General features: G+C 39.9%; 20 protein-coding genes. 1 reads left to right on the forward strand and 19 read right to left on the reverse strand.

The window, feature by feature from the left end; all coding sequences use genetic code 11:
• Positions 1 to 106 precede the first annotated feature (106 nt).
• Complete coding sequence (locus PYW34_RS08395; protein ID WP_002287649.1) at positions 107 to 286, reverse strand: 2-hydroxymuconate tautomerase; 180 nt, start codon at positions 284 to 286, stop codon at positions 107 to 109.
• Positions 287 to 332: 46 nt separating this feature from the next.
• Entirely contained in the window at positions 333 to 2156 is a 1824-nt protein-coding gene (locus PYW34_RS08400; protein ID WP_002287647.1) for a heavy metal translocating P-type ATPase, read from the reverse strand.
• 277 nt (positions 2157 to 2433) lie between these two features.
• On the opposite strand from PYW34_RS08400, the gene helD reads away from it, so the two are divergent.
• Positions 2434 to 4713, forward strand: coding sequence for an RNA polymerase recycling motor HelD (helD, locus tag PYW34_RS08405; protein ID WP_002333324.1), 2280 nt, complete (start codon positions 2434 to 2436; stop codon positions 4711 to 4713).
• Between the two features lie 92 nt (positions 4714 to 4805).
• On the opposite strand, the gene PYW34_RS08410 is transcribed toward helD, so the two are convergent.
• The 17 genes from PYW34_RS08410 to fabG form a co-directional block, all read right to left on the reverse strand.
• Entirely contained in the window at positions 4806 to 5453 is a 648-nt protein-coding gene (locus PYW34_RS08410; RefSeq protein ID WP_002295372.1) for a hypothetical protein, read from the reverse strand.
• Positions 5454 to 5631: 178 nt separating this feature from the next.
• Positions 5632 to 6351: a YebC/PmpR family DNA-binding transcriptional regulator gene (locus PYW34_RS08415; RefSeq protein WP_002287641.1), complete on the reverse strand. Its 720-nt coding sequence runs from the start codon at positions 6349 to 6351 to the stop codon at positions 5632 to 5634.
• 130 nt (positions 6352 to 6481) lie between these two features.
• Positions 6482 to 7633, reverse strand: coding sequence for a nucleotidyltransferase (locus PYW34_RS08420; protein ID WP_002330254.1), 1152 nt, complete (start codon positions 7631 to 7633; stop codon positions 6482 to 6484).
• Positions 7634 to 7849: 216 nt separating this feature from the next.
• Complete coding sequence (locus PYW34_RS08425) at positions 7850 to 8590, reverse strand: class I SAM-dependent DNA methyltransferase (protein WP_002287639.1); 741 nt, start codon at positions 8588 to 8590, stop codon at positions 7850 to 7852.
• 3 nt (positions 8591 to 8593) lie between these two features.
• Positions 8594 to 8953: a ribosome silencing factor gene (rsfS, locus tag PYW34_RS08430; RefSeq protein ID WP_077940756.1), complete on the reverse strand. Its 360-nt coding sequence runs from the start codon at positions 8951 to 8953 to the stop codon at positions 8594 to 8596.
• A 20-nt stretch (positions 8954 to 8973) separates the two neighbouring features.
• The gene (gene yqeK / locus PYW34_RS08435; RefSeq protein WP_002287635.1) at positions 8974 to 9567 is read right to left on the reverse strand and encodes a bis(5'-nucleosyl)-tetraphosphatase (symmetrical) YqeK; all 594 of its coding nucleotides are present in this window, start codon (positions 9565 to 9567) and stop codon (positions 8974 to 8976) included.
• Positions 9551 to 10201, reverse strand: a complete 651-nt coding sequence (locus tag PYW34_RS08440; RefSeq protein ID WP_002295375.1) for a nicotinate-nucleotide adenylyltransferase — start codon at positions 10199 to 10201, stop codon at positions 9551 to 9553. The genes yqeK and PYW34_RS08440 overlap by 17 nt, the downstream gene beginning before the upstream one ends.
• Positions 10202 to 10210: 9 nt before the next feature.
• Positions 10211 to 10522 carry a ribosome assembly RNA-binding protein YhbY gene (gene yhbY / locus PYW34_RS08445; protein ID WP_002295376.1) on the reverse strand — a complete coding sequence of 104 codons (312 nt, stop codon included), beginning with the start codon at positions 10520 to 10522 and terminating at the stop codon, positions 10211 to 10213.
• A 15-nt stretch (positions 10523 to 10537) separates the two neighbouring features.
• On the reverse strand, positions 10538 to 11647 hold the full coding sequence (gene yqeH / locus PYW34_RS08450; RefSeq protein WP_002333323.1) for a ribosome biogenesis GTPase YqeH: 1110 nt from the start codon (positions 11645 to 11647) through the stop codon (positions 10538 to 10540).
• Complete coding sequence (locus PYW34_RS08455) at positions 11644 to 12171, reverse strand: YqeG family HAD IIIA-type phosphatase (RefSeq protein ID WP_002287626.1); 528 nt, start codon at positions 12169 to 12171, stop codon at positions 11644 to 11646. Before PYW34_RS08455 ends, yqeH begins: the two co-directional genes overlap by 4 nt.
• 227 nt (positions 12172 to 12398) lie before the next feature.
• Positions 12399 to 13184 carry an acetyl-CoA carboxylase carboxyl transferase subunit alpha gene (locus tag PYW34_RS08460; RefSeq protein ID WP_002295380.1) on the reverse strand — a complete coding sequence of 262 codons (786 nt, stop codon included), beginning with the start codon at positions 13182 to 13184 and terminating at the stop codon, positions 12399 to 12401.
• Positions 13177 to 14046 carry an acetyl-CoA carboxylase, carboxyltransferase subunit beta gene (accD, locus tag PYW34_RS08465; protein ID WP_002287623.1) on the reverse strand — a complete coding sequence of 290 codons (870 nt, stop codon included), beginning with the start codon at positions 14044 to 14046 and terminating at the stop codon, positions 13177 to 13179. Before accD ends, PYW34_RS08460 begins: the two co-directional genes overlap by 8 nt.
• Positions 14047 to 15426, reverse strand: coding sequence for an acetyl-CoA carboxylase biotin carboxylase subunit (locus tag PYW34_RS08470; protein WP_002295381.1), 1380 nt, complete (start codon positions 15424 to 15426; stop codon positions 14047 to 14049).
• A gap of 7 nt (positions 15427 to 15433) precedes the next feature.
• Positions 15434 to 15853, reverse strand: a complete 420-nt coding sequence (fabZ, locus tag PYW34_RS08475) for a 3-hydroxyacyl-ACP dehydratase FabZ (protein ID WP_002287621.1) — start codon at positions 15851 to 15853, stop codon at positions 15434 to 15436.
• A 24-nt stretch (positions 15854 to 15877) separates the two neighbouring features.
• The gene (gene accB, locus PYW34_RS08480) at positions 15878 to 16354 is read right to left on the reverse strand and encodes an acetyl-CoA carboxylase biotin carboxyl carrier protein (RefSeq protein ID WP_002290844.1); all 477 of its coding nucleotides are present in this window, start codon (positions 16352 to 16354) and stop codon (positions 15878 to 15880) included.
• A 2-nt stretch (positions 16355 to 16356) separates the two neighbouring features.
• Positions 16357 to 17592 carry a beta-ketoacyl-ACP synthase II gene (gene fabF / locus PYW34_RS08485; RefSeq protein WP_002287619.1) on the reverse strand — a complete coding sequence of 412 codons (1236 nt, stop codon included), beginning with the start codon at positions 17590 to 17592 and terminating at the stop codon, positions 16357 to 16359.
• 18 nt (positions 17593 to 17610) lie between these two features.
• Positions 17611 to 18348, reverse strand: coding sequence for a 3-oxoacyl-[acyl-carrier-protein] reductase (fabG, locus tag PYW34_RS08490; protein ID WP_002287617.1), 738 nt, complete (start codon positions 18346 to 18348; stop codon positions 17611 to 17613).
• Positions 18349 to 18353: the final 5 nt, after the last annotated feature.

Here is an 18353-nt window from a genome sequence, read left to right on the forward strand (position 1 = left end):
TTTTCCTCTCTTATCGAAGACTCTCAAATTCAGTTGGCTTTCTCATCAATCAATTATGTGTTTATTTAACCACTAATAAATAGAAAAATCAAGTGGGAAACTAAACTTATTTTTTCCATTCCCCATTTACACCGTATGTTCCTTTTTTCATCTCATTGATGATGACATGGATGTGTTCTTTTGGTGCCTGCGTGTTTTTATGAACAGCTTCCGTGATATCTTTCATCATATTTTCTAATTGTTCCGGACTGCGACCTTCTACTAATTCGACATGTACGAATGGCATAATGCTCTCTCCTCTTTCTGATCGTTCTTTTTTCAACTCGATTCTATCATACTATGTTTGTCTTGGGTACTGAATCAGGAAAAATGGCTGGATCTTTTTTTGCTCTCAAGGCACTCAAAATAGAGACCGTATCCACGACTTCTTGCAAAACAGCTCCGAATAATGCGGGGATTAGTCCCGTACTTGCAATTAACATCAAAAAAATACAAATAAAGATGCCAATCAGTACAGACTGTTTCGCTATTCTCATCGTATCTCTTGAAATCACTACTGCTTTTGCTACACGCAAGAGATCATCTTTCAAGATGACCGCATCTGCACTTTCACTAGCAGCTGTAGAACCATGTGCCCCCATTGCAATACCGATATCTGCAGCAGCAAGTGCTGGAGCGTCATTCACGCCGTCTCCTACCATCGCAACAGGTCTTTGATCTTTAGGGATACTTTCTAAAATGGTCAGTTTATCTTGAGGCAAGCTACGGGCATGTACAGAATCTAATTGGACTTTTTCTGCAATCGTTTGAGCAATGGCAGATCCATCCCCGGTGATCATCATCAAATTTTTCACATCAAGTTTTCTTAGCTCCTTGATTGTCTTTGCTGCTTCTGGGCGAATCTGATCCGAAAATAGGATCGTTCCTGCAAAAGATCGATCAATTGTTACATAGATTGCTGTATTGGACGTTTCTATTTCTTCAGCTGAAACAAAAGAGGCACGTCCAATCTTTACTTCATGATTATTGACTACTGCTTGGATTCCTTGACCGGTCACTTCTTTCAGTTGACTAACAGGATACAGTTGGCTGTTTTTCACGTTGTTCACTAACGAACGAGCTAAGATATGGCTAGATTCCTGTTCTGCACTAGCTGCATACAGAAGTAGCTCTTCTTTTTTTATTCCATTGACTGGCTGAATCGCCTCTACTTCCAATATCCCTTTGGTAAGCGTTCCTGTTTTATCAAAAGCAATCGTTTTTGTACGTGCGAGCTTTTCAATCGTTGTTCCAGTTTTTACAACGATCCCGTTTTTACTTGAACGGCTCATTCCTGCAACTAAAGCAATGGGCGCAGCTAGAATCAGTGGACAAGGTGATGCCACTACCAGTACCTCAGCAAATCGTAAAGGGTCTTTTGAGAACCACCAAGAAATACCACCGATCAAATAAGCAATCAACGTGAAAGGGACTGCATAACGATCAGCTAAACGGACAAATCGGGCAGGCTTTTCTTTTGATTCTTCGACTAGTTTAATAATCATTTGATACTGGCTGTCTGCGGCACGTTTTTCAGCGATCATTTGGATCGATCCGTCTCCATTTAAAGACCCTGACATAATCTGATCTCCAGGTTTCTTGGTTTCCGGGCGGGACTCACCTGTCAAAGAAGATTCATCGACCGAAGATTCTCCTTTGGTCACTCGACCATCTGCGGGTACAAGTTCGCCAGGCTTGACTAGTAACTGGTCATCAATATTTATTTCATCGATTACTATATCCTGCAATTTTCCTTCTTTGAATCGATGGGCAATTCTTGGGGTGTTATCTAACAAAGACTGCAGTTCTTTACCCGCTCGTTTATTAGCGTAATCCTCTAGACTATCTCCGCCCGTAAGCATGATCAATATCATCAAACTAGCCCAGTATTCTTTGACGGCTAATGTTGCAAGGATTGCGGTAATCGCTAATACATCTACGCCATATCTTCCTGAACGTAACGTCTTGATCATTTCCAAAAACATCAAGAAGGCGAGAATCCCTCCAGTAAATGCGACAATCGCAAATGCAAGGGCCGGCTGGTGAAAAACAAATTCACTTAATAAAGCTATCCCACCAATAAGCAAAGTAAGTAAAAATTTTTTGAAATGTGTCATTGTTTTTTCTCCTCTTTTATGTGACTTAGAGAGGTTAGTAATAAATTTCCAGCTGCCTCTTTCATCTTAAGCATAGTCCTTGACTAGCACTTTTTAAAACAATAGGCCTTAATTGAAAACAACTATCACTATCAGCGTTTCCAAAATTCATCAGTTCTACAAACAAAAATATTCAGCAAGGATTACTTTTTCGATTCATCAGTTAAAAAGTACCTTTTTTCGAAAAACTATGCTATACTTTTAATTCGTTATTTACGGCGGAAGGAGCAAACATGCGATGAATGAGAAACAACTAGAACAAACGCACGTGGATGAAACGATCGAACTAATCCAGATCGAACAAAATATGCTGGATACAAAACAACAAGAATTGACTCAGGAAATGAATCATTCGACAAAAGACACAGCTAATCACAAGATTCGAGCTGGTTCCAATGAAGCTTTTTATGAATCTGCTGTTGAATATCGCCAACATGAGCAGGAATTGCTTTTGAAATACCATACTCTTGAAGCACAGCAAAAACGCCTGCAAACGTTGTCTGTCATGAAAGATAGTCCTTATTTTGCCCGTATCGACTTTAAAGAAGACCGTGAAACAGAAACATTATATCTAGGTATCGCTTCTTTAAGAGATCTGGCAGAAGAAACAATCGTTATTGACTGGCGCGCACCAATTGCCAATCTTTATTATGAAGGTGAGATTGGTCCCGCATTTTATGAAACTGAAACAGATAGAATAGATGTCGATCTGCAGTTGAAACGACAATTTAAAATCCAAGAAGGACGTATTTTATCTATGGTAGATACGTCGGAAGTAATCAATGATGACTTTTTGCTAGAGATATTGGATGAATCATCAAGCAACCATATGAAAAACATCGTCTCTACGATACAAAAAGCACAAAATGCAATCATTCGGGACACAACAAGTAAAGTAATGCTGATTGAAGGAATCGCCGGAAGTGGAAAGACATCCGCTTTGCTTCAACGTATTGCTTTTCTGTTGTATCATAATCGCAAGTGGCTCGAGGCTGAAAACGTTCTTCTATTTTCACCCAACCATTTGTTTTCTGATTACATCTCGACTGTATTGCCTTCATTAGGTGAAAGCGGCGTGCCTACACAGACATTCAAAAATTATTTGGTGCAGCTGCTGCCAGAGTTTTCTTTACTAGATGAACAGCAACAAGAAAGTGGTTTTTTGCTAGGGGAAAAAGATCCGATACAAGTGATGAAAAGCGGATTGACCTTAGTCGATCAGATTGATCGCTATATCCAAGGCATCACAAACTACGGTCCCTTGTTCCGTGATATGAAAATAAATGGCCGTACGATCCTATCAAAGGAATCGATTCGCCAATGGTATAAAGAAACAAATGAACAATTACCTTTACATCATAGACTCTCTCTATTACAAACGAAGCTCCTGAAAAAATTAGGCGGTCTGCAAAAAGACGAAACACGTCAGCAATGGGTCAAAGATCTGGCGGAAGAACAGCTCCAAGAACTATACGCAACAGATCCAAATCTTGAATATACAGAACAAAAGGAGCGTTCATTACGTAAAAAACTGGCCAACCAAATCGTACGTAAAAGATTCCGTCGAATCCATCGAGGGATCATGAATTATCAATTTGTCAATATAACGAAACAATATCTCCACTTTCTACAAACTGTGCCACTTTCTCTTCTAACACGACATAAAATCAGCGAGACCAGATGGCAGGAACATTTGACAACTGTTCGTACACACTTGCGTCAAAGAGAATTGCGTCAAGAGGATGCTGTACTATTCTTTTTACTGATGCGCCGAACATATCCAGTGACGGTTACACACAAAGCTCGCTATATCTTTATTGATGAAATGCAGGATTTCGCACCATCACAAGTGGCATTGCTGCAAGCCTTGTTCCCAAAAGCAAATTTGACTTTCTGTGGAGATCTAAATCAAAATGTCTTTGGAAATGAAACGATCGTTGGATCATTGGAAGACCTTTTCGTGGACCGTGAAGTCACTCGTTTCCAATTAACGACAAGCTATCGCTCCACAAAAGAAATCACTGATTTTGCTAATCATTTTATTGTGAAAGAACATCAAGTAGAAACAACAGCAAGAAAAGGAGACCTTCCTTTGCTCATCCAAGGAACAACAGATGATATCAAATTGAATTGGTTAGCAGATACCATTCGAACGACTCAGGGAAAAGTCCGGTATTGGCGTACAGCAATCATAGCTAAAACACAAGAAGAATGCGAAGCTCTTTATGCTCAACTGCCAGACGAGTTGAAACAACAAGTCCAGCTGATTTTAAATGAGAGTGACTTTATGAAACGTTCCATTATTTTACTTCCAGCCTTTTTAGCAAAAGGTCTGGAGTTTGACCGAGTTTTCTTGTGGGATGTAGATGCAGAACATTTTTCTTCTCAGCAAGACAAATTGATCCTTTACACCATGTGTACACGTGCGATGCATGAATTGACCCTTTTTACCTCCAATAATGAAAGTCCTTTGTTAAACAATATGGATATTTCATCTTATGAGAAAAAAGTACTGTAAGTAAAAAGACAACTGCTATCATTAATGTTAGCAGTTGTCTTTTTATTTACAATAATAATTGCAGAAAAAGTAATTTAATCATTTAAGGTCATTTATTCTATATATAAATCCAAATCTGTTTCAGGATATTTTAATTTAACAAGCGAAATAATCATTTTCAGTTCTTCCATGTTTTCTGGATATTCTGGGTCAAATACCTTGCTATGACGGCCAATCCCGCCATTGTCGATCAATCGGTAAATTCGATTCCATTCAATGAACTGGTCAATTGATTGGAAATTGCTGATTGGATAGCCGCCACAATCCAAAATCTCTGATACACGAAATGCTAGGTATGCACTATCGATCACATTATTTTTTTTCGTGTCTATCTTCTCATTTCTTTCGATAAGAATTTTTTCAGGACGATGTTTCAAGCTCCACTCTAATAGTAGAAAGAAAGCCTCCATCCGATACTCTTCTTCAAATAACCGAAAGGCTGAATCAGAACGACGAAAAAGCAGCGGAATCAAATATTTTTGTCTATAAATCAGCATTGGTGCGCGGTCCACCATACACTCTAAATAACGGTTCAGATACCCTGTACCGACATAGTTTCCTAATCGATAGCCTTCAACGCCGAATCTTGCGTATTTTTGCGCTAATTTTGAACAATCAGTTACGTTCACAGCTAACTCTTCTACTTTGCGGTAACCGCTTAAGATACGTTCAAAAGGTTCTAAAGTGATTTTTGCTTCCATATTCTTCCCCGTCCATCTTCCACATACTTCATATCATTTCACATGATACTTATGCTCTCATCATACCACAGGTTGAATTAGAAAAGAAAATAAATCACACAAAAAAGCAAGACAATCTGTTAGTGAGATTGTCTTGCTTTTCGAAAAAGACTGAATACTTTTCGTTAAAACTGGTTGCTTAGTCTTCTAATGCCACATTATGGAACACATGCTGTACATCTTCTAGATCTTCCAGTGCATCAATCATTTTTTCAAATGTTTCTTGATCTTCTGGAGATAGTGTTACCTCGTTTTGAGGGATCATTTGGATCTCAGCGATTGAAAAATCAGTGATTCCTTTTTCTTTTAATGCTTCTTGTATACTATGGAAATCCGCTACTTCACCGTAAACGATGATTTGTCCTTCTTCTTCCATTACATCGCGAACATCGATGTCTTTTTCCATTAGATATTCAAGGATCTCATCAGCGTCTTCTCCTGCAAAAGCAAAGATTGCTGTATTGTCAAACATGTAAGAAACCGCTCCGGAAACACCCATGTTCCCGCCATTTTTCCCAAATGCTGCCCGTACGTCTGCTGCTGTTCGATTCACATTGTTCGTCAATGTATCAACAATCACCATTGAGCCGCTTGGTCCAAATCCTTCATAGCGCAATTCAGAGTATGTTTCATCTCCTGCACCTTTTGCTTTTTCGATTGCTCGGTCAATAATATGTTTTGGTACATTATAAGTTTTAGCGCGATCAATGACGAAACGTAGTTTTTGGTTTGCATGCGGATCAGGATCACCTGATTTTGCTGCCGCGTAGATTTCAATCCCAAATTTTGCATAAATCCGGCTATTATTAGCATCTTTAGCAGTTTTCTTTGCTACGATATTTGCCCATTTACGTCCCATATTTTCACTTCGCTTTCTGATTTGATAGTTTCATAACGCAAAAACGTCCTGTTCCATTATACTTGTGAATCACGATTCTGTGAAGCTTTTTTTCTTTCTTCCTTCATTCTTCTCATTTTTAGTCAATTATCTATACTCGGATTGGGATTTGCCCGAAATTCTGTTCCGGAATATTGCCTCCCAATTGATAGATTTGATCACTTCTAACTAACAGTTCCGCTTCTTGTGCCTCTTTTTTTCCGATTCGGGAATAAATAGAAATCTCTTTTTTTTCTTTTAAGAATCTTCTTCCAGCATCGGTAAATCCAAGTAGTCGAAGATAATTTTTATTTTGTTGGACAGGAATCTCTTGCTTTTTGATATTCAGCAAGACATAACAAGATAATCGTTGGATCCGTGTCCATGTATATCTTTTTGTTTTTACCTTTGACACAAAATCCTCAAAACTATCAGCAGTTGCAGCTGCTGTTTTCATGCGCGATTCTATTCCTTCGGTCATCTGATAGATATCTGTCAGTTCCAGCAAAGTAGAAGATAACAACCGATAACGCAAATACGGCCAATAAGATTCCCAAGTCTGCAGCGAACAAATTGAAAGATCTTCTTCTGTCTGAAGCGGCACAAGTCCAGCTATTCTTTTTCCTTCTTCTAACGCATGGCGAATGGCTGTTGCACTGGCTATCCTCTGATCTGTGATGATTTTTTCATGATAGCCTGCACTTTTACGTCGGATCGGATGTAATTCCATAGGGTGGACATACTTGGCATTTTCCTTTGCATAACTTAATCCCAAGATATGATTTGGCGAAGAAAAATCAAGCGTAATATCGGGATACAGACTGCGAAAAACCTCAGTCATTTTTTGCGGATAACTATACGTTTGATCAGACAGTTCTTGAAATGCCTCTTCTATCCTATCTTGATTCTCTTGGACAAAGCGTCCGAAACTGCTGTAATCAAACGAAGTCTCTTCTTCTGTTCCAAAACACAAACTGTAACAGTCCAGTGTTTGCAAGATTTTTACTGCACCTTTAGCAAAATAATCAGCTGACTGAACCGCCCATTCGACGGGAAGCTCCACTACTAAATCCACACCATTTTGTAAAGCTTCATTCGCGCGATGCCATTTATCGATGATAGCCGGTTCGCCTCGTTGCAAAAAATTCCCGCTCATTACAGCAATGACGACCTCTGCTCCTGTTGTTTTTCGTGCCATTTCCACATGATAGCGATGTCCATTGTGAAAAGGATTGTACTCTACGATAATCCCGCAGCTTTTCATGCGCATCCTCCTTCATAGTTATCGATAAAAAAGAAATAGAGACAAGTAAAAAAAGGCAAAAATCGGAAAAAATACCCGAACTATATAAACTATTCTCGCAAACACAATACTTCTGCGACGAAAAGCTGCACTGCAAGAGCAATGCCTATATCGTTCGGATATATAATTTATGTTGAAGATTTATTCTTTTCTTGTTAACTCGAGCAGGCAAAACCGCTAGTCTTTGTATGCTACAAAGAACCAGCGCTTTGATTTCTCTGATGCTGCTTCGTCTGTAAAATCAGAAAATGCTTCGACTTTCGAAAAGCCGCTGTTTTCCAGCATTCTTAGATAACTTTCCAATGGATAGGTACGCTCTTGATGTAGTTCATCTTCACGAATAAATCGACCAGACCCTTCTTGTTCTTCAACGAAAAAGGTAAGAAAATGTTCGATGCTGTGTTTCTCGCTTCCTGGATAACTATCCCACAAAAAAGCAAAATTATCCCCTTGATAATGATAGCTATATTCTGGAAAAACTTCATCTACTTGATAGGTGGAGTGTACGTCAAATAAAAATCGGCCATTTTCTTCTAACGCTTGATAGACTTCATCAAACACTTGCTGTACCTCTTGTCTATTTTTCATATAGCACAGCGAATCAGAAAAACAGGTAATTGCCTGATATTGTCCGATTTCTGATAAATCGAGCATATTGCCTTCCACAAATTGGATCGATGCGTCTTCTTCATATGCTCGCTGGCTGGCAATCATCAACATCTCTTCTGAAAGGTCTAACCCTGTCACTTTATATCCATCTTTTGCAAAGGCAACCGCTAATGCTCCAGTACCGCATGCCAGTTCCAAAATATTTTTTGTGTCTTCTTGTAAATGACGTTTCGAAAAAGCTAGCCATTGCTGATAAAGTGTTTCGTCCATCACTTCATCGTAAATGAAAGCAAATGTTTCATAAGCCATATGTTAATCCAACCATTCACTAAGATCGACTAGCGGAGCATCTGACCATAGTTTTTCCAGATTATAGAAACTTCGTTCTGGTGCATGGAAAACATGTACGATCACATCTCCAAGATCGATCAATACCCATTTTCCGCCTTCTTTTCCTTCAATACGTTTTACTTCATATTTGTTTTCTTCTTCTTTATCAATGATTTCTTCTGTAATTGCGTTGATTTGACGTTCGCTATTTGCTGAACAGATCATGAAATAATCTGCCAACAAGGAAACATTTCGAACGTCTAAAGCGATAATGTCTTCTGCCCGTTTTGAATCTGCTGCTTCAACCGCAATTTTTAATTGTTCTTTACTATCTATGATGATTTCCTCCTAATATGAGCAGCTTATTTTTTTGCTACCCAGTAATTATATGTTTCGATTGTTTTTGGATAAATCTGTTGTTCTTGCGCAAGCAAATGGGCCAATGTATGTTTTGTTTCAAATGCTACAGCTTCGTCTAGATCAGCCCATGCAATGGCTCGTGCATCTTGTACCCCAGGAAAATCTCGACCTGGTTCAATATAGTCTGCTACATAAATGATTTTGTCAAGGAGACTCATCTTAGCAGCCCCAGTCGTATGCACCCGGATTGCATGAAGAATCTCTGCATCGGTGATTCCTAATTCCCGCTCTACAAACGAAGCGCCAACAAGACCATGCCAGATTGCATTATTATAATTCAATAACTCTGGATCAAAACCGTCTCTTACGATTACCATTTTGAACTCCTCATCTGGTCGTTCTTTTGCATAATCATGTGTCAATGCAGCAATACTAGCTTTTTCAGGAGAAGCACCGTATTTTTTGGCAAGAGCCACGGCTGTTTCTTCTACTCCAAGCACATGCTTGAAGCGTTGTTCGCTCATTCTCATCTGTATTTTTTGCATCAGGTTTTCTCTAGAATAAGCAGTATATTCATTACTATAGTCCATATTCATACAACCCTTCATTTTGAATATAATCAATTACTTTATCTGGAACAAGGTAGCGGATAGAACAGCCTTCTTTGATCTTTTGACGTATTTTCGTGGAACTGATGTCGATCTCAGGTACATCTACCCAAATTACAGGATATGGAGTATCCGCTGTGTATCCTGGTCGACGTATACCCACAAAGTTGACCATAGAAGTCAGCTCATCGATTTTATACCATTTTGGCAAATATTCTACCATATCCCCACCGATAATAAAGTAATAATCTGTATCCGGATTGTTTTGCGTCAATTCCTTCATAGTATCATAGGTGTAACTTTTCCCTCCACGAGCTAATTCAATCGTTTCAATCTGCAAAAAAGGATTGTCTTCCACAGCTAATTCCAACATGTTGAGTCGATGTTTTGCATCAATCGTCTGTTTCTCATCAACATGAGGTGGCTGATAAGAAGGCATCAAAAATACGCGGTCAAGACCTAAATTCCGGCCAGCTTGTTCAGCCATCACTAAATGTGCAAGGTGAACGGGATTGAATGTTCCGCCCAAGATCCCTACTTGCTTTTTCTTCTCTAAGAATTGAGGCATTTCTTCAGGAAATAATTGTGAACGAACAAATGTCTTAGCTTGCGTATTCATCATGGTCACTCCTTATATTGCTTTTACTTCTTTTGATAGCCTTTGATACTTTTCTTTTGTGGAAGGTTTGTATAATACAATAACACGTCCAATGATTTGGACGATTTCGCAATCTATTTCTTTTTCTAATACTTGAGCTGCTTCTTCTACAATCTCATCTGTATTTTGAAGTAACGATACTTTGATCAGTTCTCTTTTTTCTAAAGCTTCTTCAATTTGAACGATCATTGCTGAATTGATCCCACCTTTTCCGATTTGAAAAATCGGCTGAAGATGATGCGCTTTGCTACGTAAAAAACGCTTTTGTTTTCCTCTTAAACTCATAATTTTCCTTCTTCCTTAAATCAATGCTTTGCGTTTCAATACATCTACACCCTTTGGCGCCCAGCCCGCAATTACTGCTGGCGCTGTTACAGTGATCCAGCCTAGACCGGCAAAAACGATGTCTGTTTTTTCTTTCACAGAAAAATCAAAACGAACAAGCTCCGGAAATGCCTCGACTTCATCAGGACGAGGAGGCTGTAATAATCCACCTACATGTTTTTGATAAAATTCGTCTGCTTTTTCCAGTTTCGTTCGATGAATATTTACATCATTTGACACATAAGCAATAAATGAAGCACGATTGCCGCTGATAAAATCAAATCTTGCAAGTCCGCCCAAGAAAAGTGTTTGCCCTTCATTCAGCTGATAAACTTTAGGTTTGATTTCTTTTAACGGTGCAATGATCCGCAAATCTTTTTTACCTAAGTAGTGCGCCATTTGATGGCGATGGATAATTCCCGGTGTATCAATCAAAAAATGCCCGTCATCTAAAGGAATCTCGATTTTATCCAAGGTCGTTCCTGGAAACTGCGAAGTTGTGATTACATCTTGTACTCCCGCTGTATTTTTGATGATTTGATTGATAAGCGTCGATTTTCCGACATTTGTTACTCCGACGATATAGACATCCCGTCCATCGCGGTATTCTTCGATTTTTTCTAATAGTTCCGTCATCTCATGAGATTTCTTAGCACTAGTTAATAATACATCTACTGGACGAATTCCTGCTTCGTAAGCACGTTCCTTCATCCATTGTGTTAATTTAGTTTTTTTCAATGATTTAGGTAATATATCCACTTTGTTCCCAACTAAAAGTACTGGATTGTCACCGACAAAACGGTGTAGTCCTGGGATTAGTGAACCATTGAAGTCAAAAATATCCACCACATTGACGATCAATGCATCTTTTTGCCCTAATTCATTCAGTAAGCGCAAAAAGTCGTCATCCGTCAATGAGACATCTTGGATCTCATTATAATGGCGTAATCTGAAACAACGCTGACAATAGACTTCCCCGGAAGCTAAACCTTTTTCCAAAGCCGTTTGCGGCGTGTATCCTAATTCACCGGGTTTGTTTGTTTGTATAACGGCACCACAGCCGATACATTGTAATTCTTCTGTCATTCGATTCCACCTCGCCAGCCCATATCAGGGTGTTTTGCTAATAGATAGGCCATAATTCTTTTTTCCCAAAAACGATTAAATTGTGTCTTCCAACTATCTGTTGCGATAATGGGTTTTACAAGGATGCTACGTATCCCTGCACGATTGGCTCCACGTATATCAGTCATAATCTGATCGCCTACCATTACTATCTCATCATCTGCTAAATCCAATTGTTTCTTTGCTATGTTGATCCCTCTTGCTAAAGGTTTCATTGCTCGTGCAACATACAAAAGATCAAATTTTTCAATCGCTCGCGCGACACGTTTTGAATTATTGTTTGAAACAACAACAACAGGGATTCCTGCATTTTTCATTTCTAAAATCCAAGTAAGCAACTCTTCTGTTCCATCTGGATTATTCCATGCAATCAACGTATTGTCTAAATCGGTCAATACTGCTTTGATGCCTAGATTCTTTAATTGGGCAGGTGTAATCTGATAGATGGCTTCTACCATCCATGTTGGTTTGTAATTTGAAAACATGCTGTCTCCTCATCTGCAAAAAATGAAGGAGCACATAAAGTACTCCTCAACCCCGTATTATACTGCATATCAGCAAAAAAAACTACCTCTATACTCGTTCGTCTTTCAGAAAAAGCATTTCTTTACAAAATGACCAAAAATAAAGATTGATCACAGAAAAATTTAGAAACAAAAAACAACTAAGCGAGCAAGAACCATTCTTTACTCTTTGCTTAGTTGTTAAACACCTAATATTGGCGGAACCTCTTGTATCGTTTTTCCAGTAATTCATGCTGGTCGAATCGAACAAGTTCCGTCAATCTTTCAATCAACGCTTTTTTCATAATGTGTGCGACTTTATATCGTGGCAACTGCTCGCCGTTGAACGTTTCAGGAATAACTCGATCAACGATTCCTAACTCGCGTAGTTCTGGCGCAGTAATTTTCATCAACTCAGCTGCTTCTGCGGCGCGACTACCGTCTTTCCACAAAATCGACGCAAATCCTTCTGGAGAAAGCACAGCATAAATCGTTTCTTCCAGCATCCAGACTTCATCCGCTAAACCTAGAGCAAGGGCACCGCCACTTCCACCTTCACCAATGATGATGGCGATGATCGGTACCTTTAAATCAGACATTTCGAGCAGATTTCTGGCAATAGCCTCTCCTTCGCCGCGCTCTTCTGCTCCTACACCGCAATATGCACCTGCTGTATTGATCAAGGTAATCACCGGTCTATTGAACTTTTCCGCTTGTTTCATCAGTCGTAAAGCTTTTCGATAGCCTTCAGGATGGGGAGAACCAAAATTTCTGCGGATATTTTCCTGCAGATCCCCTCCTTTTTGAATACCGATCACTGTTACCGGTTTGCCATCTAATCGAGCGATTCCACCAACAATCGCTTCGTCATCTGCAAATAAACGATCACCATGGCATTCCTCGAAAGAATCGAAGATCTCTTCAAAAAAATCCAAGCTTGTCCATCGTTCTTTAGCTCTTGCTAACTGAACGACATCATGTGCTGTCTTATCCACGATCTATCCATCCTTTCTGTGTATGCAATTCAAGAAGCGTATGGATTTTCTGCTTCAATTCCATGCGGGGAACAATCTGATCGACAAAACCATGAGATAATAAGAATTCAGCCTTTTGGAAATCTTCTGGAAGTTCCTGCTTGATCGTCTGTTCGATGACGCGTCTTCCAGCAAAACCGATCAAGCTTTGGGGTTCTGCTAGAATGATATCGCCTTCCATTGCAAAACTGGCAGTTACTCCTCCGGTCGTCGGGTCCGTTAAAACAGTTAGATAAAAAAGACCTTCATTGCTATGCCGTTTGACAGCAGCAGAGATTTTTGCCATCTGCATTAGAGAAAAGATTCCTTCTTGCATCCGTGCGCCACCTGAAGCTGTGAACAAGACGACTGGAAGACTTTCCTTTGTTGCTCGTTCGAATAATCTGGTGATCTTTTCTCCGACAATCGTTCCCATACTTCCCATGATAAAATTAGGATCCATCACTCCAATAATGAAGGGAATCCCCTGAATGGTTGCTTTACCAGTGAGGACTGCTTCATGAAGTCCTGTTTTATCTTGCATTTTTTTAATTTTTTCCGTATATTCGGGAAATGCTAGCGGATCTTTGGTTACAAGATCCGTATCCCATTCTTCAAAACTTTTTTCATCAATAATCAAAGCTAGACGCTGCCATGCACCGATTCGAAAAGCGTATCCGCAATGAGGGCATACTTTTTCTTCACCGATGTCTTTCGTATAAAGGATATGTTTGCAATTTGGACACTTTGCCCACATGTTATCAGGAACAGATGGCGAGTTAGCAGGTTTGCTCTCTCTATTAGGATTGATCCGAATATATTTCTTTTTCTTAAACAGAGCCATCTATGCGCCTCCTATCTCCGTTTCTGGTGTCCAATTCGGTAAAAATTCTTCTTGTAAAAATGCTGTGCTGTAATCACCTGCTATGACTGCAGGATGACTAATCAAATCCATCTGAAATTCTGCGTTCGTGATGATTCCTTCTGTGATAAATTCACTTAAGGCTCGCTGCATCTTCATTAATGCTTCAAAACGCGTATTTCCATGGACGATTATTTTTGCAATCATTGAATCATAATATGGCGGGATCGTATATCCCGGGTAAACTGCACTGTCTACTCGCAGTCCCATCCCACCTGCTGGAAGCAGTAAGTTTTGGATCTTCCCTGGAGAAGGAGCAAAATGGAAAGCAGGATTTTCTGCATTAATCCGGCATTCGATTGCGTGTCCTTGGAATACTACTTCTTCTTGACACACATTCAAAGGCTCACCGGCTGCTATCTCCACCTGTTTTTTTACTAAATCGATTCCTGTGACCATTTCTGTTACTGGATGTTCCACTTGGATTCGAGTATTCATTTCCATGAAATAAAAATCGCCTTCTTCATCCATCAGAAACTCGATCGTTCCGGCATTTTCATAATTGACTGCTTTAGCTGCTCGAACAGCAGCGTCTCCTAGTGCTTCTCTTTTTGTTTGTGAGATCACTACAGAAGGAGATTCTTCCAGTACTTTTTGATTATTACGTTGCAAAGAACAATCTCGTTCTCCTAAATGAATGACATTGCCAAAATGATCACCTAAAATCTGAACTTCTATATGGCGAGCAGGATAAATGATTTTTTCCAAATACATATCATCATTTCCAAATGCCGCTGCTGCTTCTTGCTGAGCTGAAGAAAAATGCTGTGGGAGCTCTTCTTTTGATTGAACTTTCCGAATGCCTTTCCCGCCACCACCTGCAGCTGCTTTCAGCATCACTGGATAACCAATTCTGTCTGCTATTTCCAATGCTTCTTCTACTGTAGATAATACACCAGTACTTCCTGGAATGACTGGGACATTTGCTTCTTGCATCAATTGACGCGCATTGATCTTATTTCCCATTGCATCGATCGTTGCACTTTTAGGACCAATAAATGTGATATTGCACTCTTCACACATGGAGGCAAATCGGCTATTTTCAGATAAAAAACCAAATCCTGGATGAATTGCTTCGGCTTTTGTCACGATTGCAGCGCTCAGTACTTCCTGAACATTCAGATATGAATCAACGGCTTTTGCCGGGCCAATGCAGATTGCTTCATCTGCTAACTGTGTATGAAGTGCTTCGGCATCTGCTTCTGAATATATCGCTACGGTTTGGATCCCTAGTTCGCGGCATGCACGAATGATACGTACAGCGATTTCACCGCGGTTAGCTATCAATACTTTAGAAAACATATTTCACCTATCCAATCATAAAGGTTAATTCCGCTTCGGCTACTTTTTTACCGTCTACTTTAGCGATTCCTTTGCCTATTCCGGCTGAAGCTTTCACTTTCAATATCTCAACTTCAAGGTATAAGGTATCTCCCGGTGTAACTTTCTTACGGAATTTTGCTTTGTCCAATCCGCCGAAATAAGCCGTCTTTCCCTTGAATTGTTCAAGAGAAAGTAATGCAACTGCTCCTGCTTGAGCCATTGCTTCAACAATCAATACCCCTGGCATAACAGGTTCTTCTGGAAAATGTCCTTGAAAAAAGGGCTCATTGATCGTTACATTTTTCTTAGCAACGATCCGTTCTCCTTCAACCATTTCTTCCACTCGATCAATCAAAAGCATTGGATAACGATGTGGAATGATTTCTTTTATTTCTTGTATGTTCATTGATTTCCCTCTTTCCTGCTTTGCTTATTTTTGCTGAATCCTAAAGAGTGGCTGTCCATATTCGACAACTGACTCGTTTTCTACAAGGATTTCTGTGATCACTCCGTCGGCCTCACTAGTTATCTCATTCATCAGTTTCATCGCTTCAATAATGCAGATAACTTCTCCTTTGGCAACTTGATCACCTACTTTTTTGAAAGCTGGTTTGTCGGGCGCCGGTTGCAGATAAACGATTCCCACGATTGGCGAAACAACCTCGATTCCATCAAATACTGCCGATTCTTTTTCTTTCATTGTTTCTGGAGCAGTTGTTGCTTGTTCAGGTATGACATTGACTGGCTCCGAAACTGGCAACGTTTCGTTTGTTTGAACCATATTCATGCCTCGACTTGTTTTATTTTTATTCATATACAATTCAAATTGACCTTCACGCAAATCGAATTCCGTTAGCGAGGATTGATCAAATTGACTGACTAATTCTCTGATTTCATTGATATCCAAAATTATTCCTCCCAGCGTTTCATGCACAGAACCGCATTATGTCCGCCAAACCCTAATGAATTACTCATTGCATAAGTAAAACTTGCAGGTTTGCTTTCGTTTTTGACAACTGTCAAGTCAATCTCAGGATCTTGTTTTTCTACATTGATCGTAGGTGGGATAAATTGATGTTCTAATGCCAGCAAAGTTGCCAAGGCTTCGATCCCGCCGGCTGCTCCCAATAAATGTCCAGTCATCGATTTCGTGCTGCTGACGTAAGTATCTCTGAAATTTTCACCTAATGCGATTTGGATTGCTTTTGCTTCTGCCTGGTCATTGGCTGGTGTACTTGTTCCGTGAGCATTGATATATCCGACTTGTTCCGGCTGTACACCAGCTTCTTCCATCGCAAGCTTCATTGCTTTAGATGCACCAGAACCATCTGGAGTAGGAGCTGTCATATGGTAAGCGTCACAGTTTGCACCGTATCCAACGATTTCTCCATAGATTTTGGCACCGCGAGCTTGTGCATGTTCTAAAGATTCAAGAACTAGAACGCCTGCTCCTTCACCCATCACAAAACCATTCCGATTTTCGTCAAACGGAATCGAACCACGATTAGGATCAGTTGATTCTGAGAGTGCTGTTAAAGCTGCAAATCCAGCAATCCCCATCTCACAAATCGTTGCTTCTGTTCCTCCAGCAAGAATGACATCAGAATAGCCATGTTTGATGTTACGGAATGCTTCCCCAATTGAATTCGTTCCGCTAGCACAAGCTGTTACGATAGCTGTACAAATACCTTTTGCACCTACGCGCAAAGCAATATTTCCAGCTGCCATGTTGGCAATCGCCATTGGTACGAACATTGGAGAAACTCGTTTTGCACCTTTTTCATGTAGACGAATAACTTGGTTTTCGATTGTTGGAAGACCACCGATTCCAGATCCGATGATGACGCCAAACCGGTCTTGATTCATTTTTTCTTTATCTAAACCGCTCATCTCCATTGCTTCTAAAGCAGCGTAGATTCCATAGATCGAAAACATATCCATTCGTTTGCTATCTTTTTTAATAAAATATTTATCGTAAGGGAAATCTTTGACTTCACCCGCTAAGGTAATCCCTGTTTCTGAAGCATCAAATTTAGTGATCGGTGCGATGCCATTCGTCCCCTCTTTTAAGCTATTCAAAAAGCTGTCTGCGTCATTTCCAATAGGTGAAGTGACTCCATAGCCAGTAATTACCACTCGATTCATTTGTTTGCTCTCCTTTTCTTATCCGTGCATGACCAATCCGCCATCGACATTGATGACTTGTCCGGTGATATATGGATTTTGTGCTAAGAAAACTGCTGTTTGTGCAATATCTTCTACTTGTCCGAAACGCTGCATCGGAATTTGCTTTTCCGCTTGTTCCTTGACTTTGTCTGCTAAAACTTCCGTCATATCAGTTGTGATGAATCCTGGCGCAATGGCATTACATGTAATGCCTCTAGTTGCAGCTTCTCGTGCCACAGATTTTGTTAATCCTACTACGCCAGCTTTACTAGCTGCATAATTTGCTTGACCAATATTTCCAATCAACCCAGATACACTAGAGAGATTAATGATGGCCCCTTCTCGCTGCTTCATCATTTTTTTCAATACGTGCTGCGTCATATTGAAGGTTCCAATCAAATTGATATCAAGACATTTTTTGAAATCTTCTGCATCCATTCGCATCACAAGTTTGTCATTTGTGATTCCGGCATTGTTTACTAACACATGGATCGATCCAAGCTTTTCTTCTGCTTCTTTGATCATTTGTCCCGCTTTCTCATAATCAGAGATGTCACCGGAAACTCCTACGCATTTTACACCGAATGCTTCGATTTCTTCTATCTTTTCTTTTGGAATCTCTCCGCGACCATTCAAAATGATATTTGCTCCAGCTTTTGCAAAAGCTAAGGCCATCGCTTTGCCGATTCCTCTTGTACTACCTGTGATAAATACATTTTTTCCTTTTACATCCATAACGT

Origin of the sequence: Enterococcus faecium (assembly GCF_029023785.1) — a bacterium.
GTDB lineage: Bacteria > Bacillota > Bacilli > Lactobacillales > Enterococcaceae > Enterococcus_B > Enterococcus_B faecium.